The sequence below is a fragment of the Arthrobacter sp. 10T44 genome (assembly GCF_056393885.1).
The window spans coordinates 1-12,296 of the sequence record NZ_JBFTGT010000010.1 but is presented as its reverse complement, the minus strand read 5'-3'; the positions used below and the strand labels follow the sequence as shown (position 1 = coordinate 12,296).

Sequence of the window (12,296 nt, the reverse complement as noted above, 5' to 3'; positions counted from 1 at the left end):
CTAGCCTTCGACGCCGAGGCGCTGCAGGATCAGCTCCTTGACGCGGCCGGCGTCGGCCTGCCCGCGGGTGGCTTTCATGACGCCGCCGACGATCGCGCCGATCGCCTGGAGCTTGCCGGCGCGGATCTTGTCCGCGACTCCGGGCTGCGCGGCGAGGACCGCGTCGATGGCTTCGAGCAGCGGGCCGTCGTCGGAGACCACGGCGAGGCCGCGCTTCTCGACGATTTCCGCCGGGGTGCCCTCGCCGGCGAGGACGCCGTCCAGGACCTCGGAGGCCATCTTGTTGTTGATCTTGCCGTCCTCGACCATCTGGTTCAGTTCCACGATGGTGGCCGGGGCGACGCCGAGCTGGCCGGGGTCGACGTCGGCGTTCTTGGCGCGTCCGACGATCTCGCCCATCCACCACTTGCGGGCCACGGTGGCGGAGGCGCCGGCGGCGATGGTTTCCTCGATCTCGTCCATCACGCCGGCGTTGACGACGTCGCGGAACTCCAGGTCGGAGTAGCCCCAGTCGGCCTGCAGGCGCTTGCGGCGGGCGGCCGGCGGCTCCGGCAGCGTGGCCCGGAGCTCCTCGACCCACTCGCGCGACGCGACGATCGGCACCAGGTCCGGTTCCGGGAAATAGCGGTAGTCGTCGGCGTCGGACTTGGGCCGGCCCGAGGTGGTGGAGCGGGTGTCCTCGTGCCAGTGCCGGGTCTCCTGGATGACCGGCTGGCCGGACTCCAGCACGGCGGCGTGCCGCTGGATCTCGTACCGGACGGCGTGTTCGACGGCGCGCAGGGAGTTGACGTTCTTGGTCTCGGAACGGATGCCGAAGCGTTCGCGGCCGTGCGGGCGGAGTGAGACGTTCGCGTCGCAGCGGACGTTGCCGCGTTCCATCTTGGCGTCCGAGACGCCGAGGTTCTTGACGATTTCGCGGACCGCGGCGACGTAGGCCTTGGCCAGCTCGGGCGCGCGGCTGCCGGCGCCCTCGATCGGCTTGGTGACGATCTCGACCAGCGGCACGCCGGAGCGGTTGTAGTCCACGAGCGAGTAGTCCGCGCCCTGGATGCGGCCGGCGGCGCCGCCCATGTGGGTGAGCTTGCCGGCGTCCTCCTCCATGTGGGCGCGTTCGATCTCGACCCGGAACACGGTGCCGTCGGAGAGTTCGATGTCCAGGTAGCCGTCGTACGCGATCGGCTCGTCGTACTGGGAGGTCTGGAAGTTCTTCGGGGTGTCCGGGTAGAAGTAGTTTTTCCGGGCGAAGCGGCAGGTCTCGGCGATCTTGCAGTTCAGCGCCAGGCCGATCTTGATCGAGGATTCGATCGCGGTCTTGTTCACCACGGGCAGCACGCCGGGCATGCCAAGGTCCACCTCGTTGACGTTGGTGTTCGGTTCGTCGCCGAAGACGTTCGGGGCGGAGGAGAACATCTTGGTCTTGGTGTTGAGCTCGACGTGGACCTCGAAGCCCAGGACGGGGTCGTACTTCTCCATCGCCTCTTCGAAGCTGAGGGTTGCGTCAGTCATTAGTGTGAACCTCCGTGGCTCGAAGCGGCAGCGTCAGAAAGGGCGGAGCCCGTCAGGGAAGGGGCCTTGTCCAGCAGCGGTCCGCCCCACTGCGCCTCAAGCAGCGACTCGAGCACGGCGCCGACGCGGTAGAGCCGGGCATCCTGGCGCGCCGGGGCGAGCAGCTGGACGCCCACCGGCAGTCCGTCCTCGTCGGCGAGGCCGCCGGGCAGGGAAAGCCCTGGGACGCCGGCCATGTTGGCCGGGATCGTGGCGACGTCGTTGAGGTACATCGCGAGCGGGTCGTTGAGCTTCTCGCCGAGCTTGAAGGCCGTGGTCGGCGCCGTCGGGGAGATCAGCACGTCGGCCTGGGCAAACGCGGCGTCGAAGTCGCGCTGGATCAGGGTGCGCACCTTCTGGGCCGAGCCGTAGTAGGCGTCGTAGTAGCCGGCGCTGAGGGCGTAGGTGCCCAGGATGATGCGGCGCTTGACCTCGTCGCCGAAGCCGGCAGCGCGGGTGGCTCCCATGACGCGTTCGATCGTCAGCGGGCCCTCTGCGGGCAGCGCCCGCAGGCCGAACCGGACGCCGTCGAACTTGGCCAGGTTGGAGGAGGCCTCGGAGGGCATGATCAGGTAGTAGGCGCCCAGCGCGTACTTGAAGTTGGGGCAGGAGACCTCGACGATCTCGGCGCCGGCGCCCTTGAGCAGCTCCAGCGCCTCGTTGAAGCGGTTTTCGACGCCGGCCTGGTAACCCTCGCCGTGGAGTTCCTTGATGATGCCGATCTTCATGCCCTCGACGTTGCCGGTCCGGGCCGCGGCCACGAGGTCCTCGAGCGGGTCCGGCAGTGAGGTGGAGTCGCGCGGGTCGTGGCCGCCGATCACCTGGTGCAGCAGGGCCGAGTCCAGCACGGTGCGGGAGACCGGGCCGATCTGGTCCAGCGAGGAGGCCATCGCGATGGCGCCGTAGCGGGAGACGCCGCCGTAGGTGGGCTTCACGCCGACGGTGCCGGTGACGGCGCCGGGCTGGCGGATGGACCCGCCGGTGTCCGTGCCGAGCGCGAGCGGGGCTTCGAAGGCCGCGACGGCGGCAGCGGAACCGCCGCCGGAGCCGCCCGGGATGCGCTCCAGGTCCCAGGGGTTGTGGGTGGGGCCGAACGCGGAGTGCTCGGTGGAGGAGCCCATGGCGAACTCGTCCAGGTTGGTCTTGCCCAGGATCGGCATCTTGGCGGCGCGAAGGCGCTCCACCACGGTGGCGTCGTAGGGACTGTGCCAGCCTTCGAGGATCCTGGAGCCGGCGGTGGTGGGCTGGCCGATGGTGACGATCAGGTCCTTGACCGCGATCGGGACGCCGGCGAGCACGTGCAGCTCTTCGGCAGCGGCGCCGCCGGCGGCGCGGATCGCGTCCACCTCCGCGGCGACGGCGAGGGCTTCCTCGGCGTTGACGTGCAGGAAGGCGTGGACCTGGCCGTCGACGGCGGCGATCCGGTCCAGGTGCGCCTGGGTGACCTCGACGGCGGTGACCTCGCGCGCAGCGAGCTTCTCGGCGAGCGCGGCCGCGGAGAGGCGGAACAGCTCGGGGGTGGTTTCAGTCATGGTCTTAGTCCTCATCCAGGATTGCCGGGACCTTGAAGCGGCCCTCATACGCGTCGGGGGCTCCGGAAAGTGCCTGCTCGGCCGTGAAGGTGTGGCCCACAACGTCCTCGCGGAACACGTTGGTCAGCGGGATCGGGTGGGATGTGGCCGGGACGTCATCACCGGCGGCTTCACTGACGGACTTAACCGAATCGACGATGACGGCGAGTTCGCCGGCCATCCTGTCCAGCTCTTCAGCACTCATCTCGATGTGCGCGAGACGCGCGAGATGCGCGACGTCGTCGCGGTTGATCGCAGCCATGGATCTCCCCTGCAAGTTCGGATTATTTTCCGTCCCAGTCTACGTGGGTTGAACTGCTGTTACCGTCGGACGCCGAGATGACAGTTCACGGCAATGTTTTGTGCAAACACTGCCGCGAACTGTCATCTCGTGCGGTTTGTCAGCCGATGCCGATGGCTCCGGTGAGTACCCCTACTCCCAGCATGACCAGGGAGATCACGGCGGTGCGCCAGAGGACCTTCTTGTGGTGGTCGCCCAGGTCCACCTTGGCCAGGGAGACCAGGAGCAGGATGGCCGGCACCAGCGGGCTCTGCAGGTGGAAGGGCTGGCCGGTGATCGAGGCGCGGGCCATGTCCGCGGCGCCGACGCCGTAGTGGGCGGCCGTTTCGCTCAAGACCGGCAGGACGCCGAAGTAGAAGGCGTCGTTGCTCATGAAGAACGTCATCGGGATGCTCAGGACGCCGGTGATGACGGCCATGAACGGGCCCATGTCGGCCGGGATGATCGCGACGAGCCATTCGGACATGGCTTTGACCATGCCGGTGCCGTTGAGGACACCGGTGAGGACCGCGGCGGCCATGACCATGCTGACGACGGCGACGATCGAGGGTGCGTGCGCGATCAGCTGGGCGCTCTGGTCCTTGACCTTGGGGAAGTTGACCAGCAGGGCGACGGCGGCGCCCACCATGAAGACGAACGGCAGCGGAATGATGTTGGCGACGAGTGTCACCATCACGGCGACCGTCAGACCCAGGTTGAACCAGAAGAGCTGGGGACGCAGGGTCTTGCGGTTGGGATCCAGCGCGGTGTCCGCCATGGCGGTGTCGCGCTCGTCGACGAGGTCTTCGGTGCGCTCCAGCACGGCGACGGCGGACCCGCCGCCGGCGGCGGGGGCTCCCCCGGCGGGGCCGGTGACCTTGCGTCCGGAGCCGAAGCGGCCGGTGCCGCCGGCTGCACCGGCGCCGGCTCCGCCGTCGAACTGACCGCCCTCGGCCCAGATCTCCGGGGCCACGGTACGCAGCCGGTTGCGTTCCTGCAGGCCCAGCAGCCAGGCGAAGACAAACACGATGACGAGGCCCGCGACCAGCGAGGGGATCATCGGGACGAAGACGTCGGAGACGCTGATCTTCAGCGCGGAGGCGGCGCGGGCGGTCGGTCCGCCCCAGGGCAGGATGTTCATGGTGCCGTTGGCCAGGCCGGCCACGCAGGTGAGGACCACGGGGCTCATCTTCAGCCGCAGGTAGACCGGGAGCATGGCGGCGGTGGTGAGGATGAAGGTGGTGGAGCCGTCGCCGTCGAGCGAGACCGCCGCGGCGAGGATCGCGGTGCCCAGGACCACCTTGGCCGGGTCGTTGCCGAGCTTGCGCAGGATGAACCGGACCAGCGGGTCAAAGAGCCCGACGTCGATCATCAGGCCGAAGTAGATGATGGCGAACATCAGCAGCGCGGCCGTGGACGTCATCGACTTCATTGAGTCGAGCACCATGGGGCCGATGCCCAGGCCGGCGCCGGCGAACAGTCCAAAAACGGTGGGGACGATGATGAGCGCCAGTACCGGCGTCAGCTTCTTCGTCATGATCAGCACCATGAAGACCGCAATCATGGCGAATCCAAGTAATACCAGCACGGCCGGCTCCTTCTTCTGTGTTCCGCACCACTCCGCTGTGATGCGCACTACAGACGTTAGGGTGGCGTGCGTCACGGGAGTGCCTTTGCCTCAATTGATTGGCATACTGCTTGTTGGACGCATTTTGCGCATTTTGCTCACAGCTGTTGAAGTCACCGGATCATCGAAGGAGGGCCGCCGTGGGAGCCCTCAAAGGCCGCACTCCCTTGCGGTTCACGACCCAGACCCTGCTGCTCCAGCTCGGGGTGGTGGCCCTCGTGGTGCTGCTCAGCAGCGCCGTGCACGCCTGGCTGACGTACGAGCGGCTGGGCCGCGAGGCGGAGAACCAGGCACTGACCCTGGCCCGCACGGTGGCGTCGGACCCGGCGGTCCGGGCCGAGGTGCAGCAGATCAGCGCACGGCCCGGCACTCCCCCGCCCGCGGAGCTCCTCGCCGGCCCGCTGATGGCCGCCGCGGAGGGCGCCCGGGCGCGCACCGGCGCGCTGTTCGTCGTCGTCACCGACGAGACCGGACTGCGGCTGGCGCATCCCGACGCCGACCGGCTGGGCCAACGGGTCAGTACCGATCCCTCCGAGGCGCTCTCCGGCAAGGAGGTCACCACCCGGAACACCGGCACCCTGGGCCCCTCGGCCGGCGCCAAGGTCCCGGTCTTCGCGCCGGGCTCGTCCGCCGTGGTGGGCGAGGTCAGCGTGGGCTACTCCACCGAGACCATCGGCCAGAGCCTCGCCCGCGACATCGTCCCGATCGCACTGACGGCGGCCGGCGCGCTGCTGGCCGGCATCCTCGTCTCGTTCCTGCTGCGGCACCGGCTCCGCCGGCTGACCCTGGGGCTGGAACCGGAGGAAATCAGCACCCTGGTCCACGACCAGGTGGCGGTCCTGCAGGGCGTGGACGACGGCGTGATCGGCGTGTCCGCCGACGGCCGGATCAGCGTCTTCAACGCCGCGGCCCGGCGGATGCTGGCCCAGCCGGACCTGGCCGGAACCAGCTGGGCGGCGGCGCCGGTGCCCGTACCGCTCAAGGCCCTGACCAGGCCGGACGCCGCCGAGGGCGACGCCGTGGAGTTCCTGGCCGGCGGCCGCGTGCTGGTGGCGAGCGCCCGCAAGGCCCTGCACGGCCGGGAGGACCTGGGCTGGGTGGTCATGCTCCGGGACCGGACCGAGCTCCAGCAGCTCACCCGCCAGCTCGATGCCGTTGGGACCATGTCCACCGCCCTGCGCGCCCAACGCCACGAGTTCGCCAACCAGCTGCACACGATCGCCGGCTTCATGAGCATCGGGCAGCACCAGCAAGCGCGCGACTACCTGGCCCGGCTGGCGGCCACCGGGCCGTTGAAGTTCCCGGTGGAACAGGCCGAGCTGCTGCAGGACCCCTACCTGCAGGCGTTCCTGGGCGCCAAGGGTGTGGAAGCCGACGAGCGCGGCGTCAGCCTGCGGCTCGGCCCCGAAACCCTGGTCCGCGGCCACGTCATCGAGCCGCAGGAGGTCACCACCGTGCTGGGCAACCTGATCGACAACGCCGTGAACGCCGCGGTCGCCGGCGCCGCGGCCGACCGCTGGGTGGAAGTCGAGGTGCTGGACGCACCCGGCGACGGCGGGGCCGCCGGCACCCTGCACATCATCGTGGGCGACTCCGGCGACGGCCTGCCCGGCGGCGGCGACGGTTTCACGGCTGCCGGCGGCGGCGGTGCCGACGGCGGTGCGGAAGACGTTTTTGCCGAGGGTTTCACCACCTCGGGGCAACCCGCCCGGGCCGGTGCCGGGCAGGGCCTGGGGCTGGCCCTGGCCCGGCAGCTGGCCCGGCGCCGCGGCGGTGACGTGACGGTGCTGGAGCGGGGTGCGCCCGGCGGCCCGGGAGCCGTGTTCATGGCGACCCTCCCCGGGACCATCGCCGACTCGACCGAAGGAGACAACGATGTCTGAAGATTTCCGGGTGCTGATTGTGGACGACGACTTCCACGTCGCCAAGCTCCACGCGGCCTATGTGGATTCCGTGGCGGGCTTCCTGGCGCTGGCGCCCGCCGGGTCGGCGTCGCAGGCCCTGCAGTCCATCCACAGCCTCCGCCCGGACCTGGTGCTGCTGGACGTGTACCTGCCGGACGCCTCCGGGCTGGACCTGCTGCACCAGCTGGATGTGGACACCATGATCCTCAGCGCCGCCTCGGATGCGGCGTCAATCCGGGTCGCCTTCCGGCGCGGTGCCCTGGGCTACCTGCTCAAGCCGTTCACGGCCGAGTCGCTCTCCCAGCAATTGCGCTCCTACGCGCGCTACCGCCGCATCCTGGCCCAGCCGGGGAACCTCACGCAGGAGACGGTGGAACGGGCCAAGCGCGCCCTCATCCCGGGCGACGTCACGGCCTCCGCGCGGCCGCGGTCCGCCACGGAGGCGGCGGTGCTGGAATCGCTGGAACCCGGGGAACAGTATTCGGCGGCGGAAGTGGCCGCCCGCGTGGGCGTCTCCCGGGCCACCGCGCAGCGTTACCTCTCCTCGCTGGCGGACGACGGAGCCGTCGACATCCAGCTGCGCTACGGCACGACGGGCCGCCCGGAGCACCGCTACGGGGTGCCCGCGCTCCCCGGCCGCTAGGAACTCCCTCGACCGGCCGCTCAGCCGGTGATGCTGCGTCCCCTGCGGAAGGCGTTGCGGCGGGCGTGTTCGTGCACGCGGCCCAGGGCTTCGATCTGCGCCTGCCCCTCGGCGGTGAGATCGGCAAATCTGGACGGATCGAGACCCAGTTCCGGCGCCAGTTCCTCCAGCGTCTGCCAGCCGCCGATCTTGGCCAGGACGGCGGCGCGCATCAGTTCGGATTCCAGCACCAGGGTCATGGGCGAACGGCTCAGCAGCCGGCCGTTGAGCTTGAGCCGGCCCGCATGTTCCGCGAGCCATGCCGCAGCCTGGCGGTGCGGGCGGGTGCGGACGCTCAGCTCGCGGAGCAGGCTGCGGAGCAGCTCGCGCTCGCGGCGGATCTCCGCGGCCACGGTGGCGAGCTCGGTGTGGACCGGGGTATCCGTGAAGTCCTTGACCATCCGTTCGATCCGGCCCAGTCCGGCGGTGGCGCCGGTCAGGTGGTCGGACAGATAGAGGCCGAGCAACTTCTCGTCGATGGTGTCGGGGATGTGCGGTGCCATGGATCCTCCAGCCGTACTCGTGCTGTTTTTCCAGCGTGGGTTTGGGGTGGTGTGCTGGCTGCAACCCTACCCTGAGCGGTCCGAAGCTAGGGGCTGGTTCTAGAGGTCGAGGCGGTAGACGAGCAGTTTGATGTCCGTGCCCGGGACGAACCAGTCGCGCTCGGGGACACGCTGGAAGCCGGTCTTCAGGTACAGGCCGTGGGCGCTTTCCCAGGTCAGGCCGGTGGTGAGGGCGACGCCGGTGATGCCCGGCAGGGACCTGGCGTGCTCGATGATGGCCTGCACCATGGCTTTGCCGGCGCCGCTGCGCTGCACCGCGGGGTCCACCACGAGCATCCGGAACTCCAGCTCGTCCGTCCGGGCGATGTCTGCGTAGGGCTCCCCCGCGACGGCGAGGGTCACCGAACCGACAATCCGGCCGGCGCGCTCCGCCACCCAGATGGTCGCGTTCCCGTGCCGCTGGGCAACCCGCTGGATTTCCTGCATGTACGGGTGGTCCGCGTCCTCAAAGTGGCCCGCGGCCAGGTAGGCGTCCCGGGTGATGCGGGCGACGGCGTCGTAATCGGCCGGGACGGCGGGGCGAATGAGGATCTGCGAATGCACCTGTCTATGGTACGGGCGCCCGCGCCGGGCCAGGGACCAACGGGCGGTTTCCGTGACTGAACTATCAGGCGCCGGGCCGGCTGCGCCAGCCCGGACGTGCCGTCAGAGCGGGAACTTGCCGGAGAGCTCGAGGGGCCCCGCGCAGGTCCATGCCGCGAGCCGCTCGTCGTCGGAGGGCCCGCCGTCGAGCACGCTGGTCAGCCGGGGACGGCGCACCCAGCAGCCGGCCTCCTCGGCGATCAGGGCGCCGGCGGCGAAGTCGTGTTCGTTGAGTCCGCGTTCGCCGTAGGCATCGTGCGTGCCGTCCGCCACCAGGCAGAGATCCAGCGCCGCGGATCCCAGCCGGCGGACGTCCGCGAAGCCGTCCATAAGGCCGCCCAGCGCGGAAGCCTGTTCGGCCCGGACGCCCCTGTCGTAGCTGAAGCCCGTCGCCAGGATCTGGCCGGTCCGGCCCGGCACCGGTCCGTAGAGCTGCGAGCGCTGCCCGCTCTCCTCGAGCCAGGCGCCGTGGCCGCGGGAGGCATAGTAGACGCGCCCCAGCGCGGGCGCGTGGACGACGCCGGCCAGCCAGGCGCCGTCCGGGCCGGCCACTGCCACCGAGGTTCCGTAGTAGACGATGTTGCGGATGAAGTTGGTGGTGCCGTCGAGCGGGTCGATCGACCAGCGGAAACCGCTGGAGTTCGCGGGCAGCACGGTGCCGCCCTCCTCGCCGGTGATCGCGTCCTCCGGCCGGGCCCGGGTGATGACCTCGCGGACGGCGGCCTCGGACGCGAGGTCGAAGGAGGTCACCCAGTCCCCCGAATCACCCTTGTTGCTCACGCCCAGCGCGGCGGCACTCCGGCCGGCCAGCACCGCGGCGCCCGCGGCAGCCGCCTCCAGCGCCAGTTCCAGGAACGCGGCCGGCGCGGGAAATTCTTCCGGGCCGGAGCTCACTCGCCCGCCTCCTGGTGGTCTTCGCCGTCACTCCCGGCGCCGCCGTCGCCGTCGTCGCCCGAGCCGGCGTCGCCGTCGTCGCCCGAGCCGGCGTCGCCGCCCGAGCCGGCGTCGTCGCCGAGCCCGGCCGGGCCGTTGGCGAGCAGCGCGCGGAAGCCGTCCTCATCCAGGACCGGCAGGCCCAGCTGTTCCGCCTTGTCCAGCTTGGTGCCCGCGTTCTCACCGGCCACCACGTAGCTGGTGTTCTTGGAGACCGATCCGGCCGCCTTGCCGCCGCGGACCAAAATCGCTTCCTTGGCCTCGTCCCGGCTGAAGCCCTCCAGGCTGCCGGTGACCACAACGGTCAGGCCCTCCAGGGTGCGCGGGGTCGACTCGTCGCGCTCGTCCTCCATCCGGACTCCGTCGGCGGCCCAGGTGTCCACGATTTCACGGTGCCAGTCTTCGGCGAACCATTCCTTGAGCGCGACGGCGATCACCGGCCCCACGCCGTCGACATTGGCCAGTTCCTCCTCGGAGGCCTGGCGGATGGCATCCATGGTTCCGAAGGCGGTGGCCAGTGCACGCGACGCCCGCGGTCCCACGTGGCGGATGGACAGCGCCACCAGGACGCGCCAGAGCGGCTGGGTCTTGGCCTTTTCGAGTTCGTTGAAGAGCTTCTCGGTGGTGGCGGTCGGCTTGGACGGTACCTTGGCCGTGCCCTTGGTGTAGAAGTACGGCACCAGCTCGAACTCGCCGGTCGCCACGCCCTTGGAGCGCTTTTCGCGGCGGATCCGGACCCCGGCAAGGTCCTCGGGCGTGAGCCGGAACAGGTTCGCCTCCGTGGTGAGCGGTGCGACGTCGGGCTCGGCCGGCTGGGTCAGGGCGATCGCCGCTTCCCAACCGAGGGCCTCGATGTCGAAGGCGCCGCGGCCGGCCAGGTGGAAGACGCGTTCGCGCAGCTGCGCCGGGCAGGACCGGGCATTGGGGCAGCGGATGTCGACGTCGCCTTCCTTGGCCGGTGCGAGCGGTGTGCCGCAGGCGGGGCATTCGGTGGGCATGACGAAGTCGCGCACCGGCGGGTCCTGGGCGTCGCGGAGGGCCAGCACGGGCCCGACGATTTCCGGGATGACGTCCCCGGCCTTGCGCAGCACCACGATGTCGCCGATCTTGACGCCCTTGGCCTTGACGACCTCTTGGTTGTGCAGGGTGGCCATTTCCACCGTGGAGCCGGCCACCTTGACCGGCACCATCACGCCGTAGGGGGTGACGCGGCCGGTGCGGCCCACGTTGACGGCGATATCGAGCAGCTTGGTGTTGACCTCTTCCGGCGGGTACTTGTAGGCCACGGCCCAGCGCGGGACCCGGGAGGTGTAGCCGAGGGCGCGCTGGGTGGCGAAGTCGTCCACCTTGACCACGATGCCGTCGATCTCATGGCTGAGGCTGTGCCGTTTGTCTCCGTAGCGCCGGATGAAGTCCAGCACTTCCGTCAGGCCGGGCAGCACCTCGAAGTACGGGCTGGTGGGCAGCCCCCAGTCGGCGAGTTGGCGGTAGGTGTCCGACTGGCTGACGGTTTCCAGGCCCTCGCGGGCGCCGATGCCGTGCACGTACATCTTGAGCGGCCGCTTGGCGGTCTCCGCCGGGTCCTTCTGCCGCAGCGAGCCGGCGGCGGCGTTGCGCGGGTTGGCCAGCGGCGCCTTGCCGGCCTCGATCAGCGCCTCGTTGAATTCCGCGAACGCCTTGGACGGGATGAAGACCTCGCCGCGGATCTCCATCTCGACCGGGAAGTTCCCGCCCTTGAGCTGCTGCGGGATTTCCTTGATGGTCAGGACGTTGTGGGTGATGTCTTCCCCGGTGAAGCCGTCGCCGCGGGTGGCCGCGCGGACGAGCACGCCGTCGCGGTAGAGCAGGTTCACGGCCAGGCCGTCGATCTTGAGTTCGGTGAGCCACGACGGCGGGTTGCCGCCGTTACCGAGCTTGGCGACGCTGGCCTCGGCCTTGGCGATCCAGGCCTCCAGCTCGTCGAGCGAGAACACGTCCTCGAGGCTGTACATCCGGGTCAGGTGTTCGACGGCGGCGAAGGCGGCGGAGACTTCGCCGCCCACCTCCTGGGTGGGCGAATCGTTGGCGACCAGTTCGGGGTGCATGGCCTCGATGGTCTCCAGCCGCCGGAAGAGCTCGTCGAACTCGGCGTCGGAGATGATCGGGGCGTCCTCCTGGTAGTACGCAAAGCGGTGCTTGCGGACCTCCTCGACCAGTTCTTCATACTCGGCGCGGATGGCCTCCGAGGGGACCAGTTCCCCGGCCGGGCTGAGGGTTTCGGTATCTGCTGCTGTCTTCCCTGTGCTCACAGACCTATCCTGCCCTAGATCCCGGACATTGTCCGGTCAGGAGCGGGTCCGGGCGGCGCAGCCTGCCGGTGCCCGGCCGCTTTGGGCGGGCCGCTTTAAACGATCAGCCCGGACGCGGTTGCGTCCGGGCTGATCTGGAGAGGGTTCCGGCTAGCGCGAGGAGGCGCTTTCCTGCTCGGTGGCGTTGCGGTTGGCCTGCTGGCTGGCCTGCTGCAGCGCCTGGGACACCCGGGTGAGGGCCGCAACGTGCTCGCCGTTCCACTCGTTGCGGAACTTCTCCGCGTCCGGTCCCAGCCACTGGGTACCGGCCAGGACCTTGGT

The 12,296-nt window shown here is 69.9% G+C and carries 10 protein-coding genes; 2 read left to right on the top strand and 8 right to left on the bottom strand.

Annotation, left to right across the window (positions count from 1 at the left end; all coding sequences use genetic code 11):
• From gatB to AC1DBL_RS14825, 4 genes are all read right to left on the bottom strand, one after another.
• Nucleotides 1–1,506 carry an Asp-tRNA(Asn)/Glu-tRNA(Gln) amidotransferase subunit GatB gene (gatB, locus tag AC1DBL_RS14840; RefSeq protein ID WP_476926389.1) on the bottom strand — a complete coding sequence of 502 codons (1,506 nt, stop codon included), beginning with the start codon at nucleotides 1,504–1,506 and terminating at the stop codon, nucleotides 1–3.
• The gene (gene gatA / locus AC1DBL_RS14835) at nucleotides 1,506–3,077 is read right to left on the bottom strand and encodes an Asp-tRNA(Asn)/Glu-tRNA(Gln) amidotransferase subunit GatA (RefSeq protein WP_476909730.1); all 1,572 of its coding nucleotides are present in this window, start codon (nucleotides 3,075–3,077) and stop codon (nucleotides 1,506–1,508) included. Before gatA ends, gatB begins: the two co-directional genes overlap by 1 nt.
• Before the next feature lie 4 nt (nucleotides 3,078–3,081).
• Nucleotides 3,082–3,378, bottom strand: coding sequence for an Asp-tRNA(Asn)/Glu-tRNA(Gln) amidotransferase subunit GatC (gene gatC, locus AC1DBL_RS14830; protein ID WP_175323093.1), 297 nt, complete (start codon nucleotides 3,376–3,378; stop codon nucleotides 3,082–3,084).
• A gap of 139 nt (nucleotides 3,379–3,517) precedes the next feature.
• Nucleotides 3,518–4,984: a CitMHS family transporter gene (locus AC1DBL_RS14825; protein WP_476926388.1), complete on the bottom strand. Its 1,467-nt coding sequence runs from the start codon at nucleotides 4,982–4,984 to the stop codon at nucleotides 3,518–3,520.
• A 179-nt stretch (nucleotides 4,985–5,163) separates the two neighbouring features.
• Here AC1DBL_RS14825 and AC1DBL_RS14820 point away from each other — a divergent pair, with 179 nt between their 5' ends.
• Together AC1DBL_RS14820 and AC1DBL_RS14815 are read left to right on the top strand one after the other, a co-directional pair.
• Nucleotides 5,164–6,906 carry a sensor histidine kinase gene (locus AC1DBL_RS14820; RefSeq protein WP_476926387.1) on the top strand — a complete coding sequence of 581 codons (1,743 nt, stop codon included), beginning with the start codon at nucleotides 5,164–5,166 and terminating at the stop codon, nucleotides 6,904–6,906.
• Nucleotides 6,899–7,570 (top strand): response regulator, encoded by a 672-nt coding sequence (locus AC1DBL_RS14815; RefSeq protein ID WP_441419502.1) that lies wholly within the window; start codon nucleotides 6,899–6,901, stop codon nucleotides 7,568–7,570. The genes AC1DBL_RS14820 and AC1DBL_RS14815 overlap by 8 nt, the downstream gene beginning before the upstream one ends.
• A gap of 20 nt (nucleotides 7,571–7,590) precedes the next feature.
• Here the strand turns inward: AC1DBL_RS14815 and AC1DBL_RS14810 are convergent, their stop codons facing one another.
• The 4 genes from AC1DBL_RS14810 to ligA all read right to left on the bottom strand — a co-directional run bounded on the left by AC1DBL_RS14810 (nucleotide 7,591) and on the right by ligA (nucleotide 11,975).
• Nucleotides 7,591–8,112, bottom strand: a complete 522-nt coding sequence (locus AC1DBL_RS14810; protein ID WP_441419501.1) for a hypothetical protein — start codon at nucleotides 8,110–8,112, stop codon at nucleotides 7,591–7,593.
• A gap of 99 nt (nucleotides 8,113–8,211) precedes the next feature.
• Nucleotides 8,212–8,715 carry a GNAT family N-acetyltransferase gene (locus AC1DBL_RS14805; protein ID WP_476926386.1) on the bottom strand — a complete coding sequence of 168 codons (504 nt, stop codon included), beginning with the start codon at nucleotides 8,713–8,715 and terminating at the stop codon, nucleotides 8,212–8,214.
• 102 nt (nucleotides 8,716–8,817) lie between these two features.
• A complete protein-coding gene (locus AC1DBL_RS14800; protein ID WP_441419499.1) occupies nucleotides 8,818–9,648 on the bottom strand; it encodes an inositol monophosphatase family protein in 831 nt (276 codons plus the stop codon).
• Nucleotides 9,645–11,975, bottom strand: a complete 2,331-nt coding sequence (gene ligA / locus AC1DBL_RS14795) for an NAD-dependent DNA ligase LigA (RefSeq protein WP_476926385.1) — start codon at nucleotides 11,973–11,975, stop codon at nucleotides 9,645–9,647. Before ligA ends, AC1DBL_RS14800 begins: the two co-directional genes overlap by 4 nt.
• Nucleotides 11,976–12,296: the final 321 nt, after the last annotated feature.

What these genes read in the sequence shown, in the direction of transcription:
- gatC (WP_175323093.1), bottom strand. Translation starts at nt 3,378, where the DNA reads ATGGCTGCGATCAACCGCGACGACGTCGCGCATCTCGCGCGTCTCGCG.
- AC1DBL_RS14810 (WP_441419501.1), bottom strand. Translation starts at nt 8,112, where the DNA reads ATGGCACCGCACATCCCCGACACCATCGACGAGAAGTTGCTCGGCCTC.
- AC1DBL_RS14815 (WP_441419502.1), top strand. Translation starts at nt 6,899, where the DNA reads ATGTCTGAAGATTTCCGGGTGCTGATTGTGGACGACGACTTCCACGTC.
- gatB (WP_476926389.1), bottom strand. Translation starts at nt 1,506, where the DNA reads ATGACTGACGCAACCCTCAGCTTCGAAGAGGCGATGGAGAAGTACGAC.
- gatA (WP_476909730.1), bottom strand. Translation starts at nt 3,077, where the DNA reads ATGACTGAAACCACCCCCGAGCTGTTCCGCCTCTCCGCGGCCGCGCTC.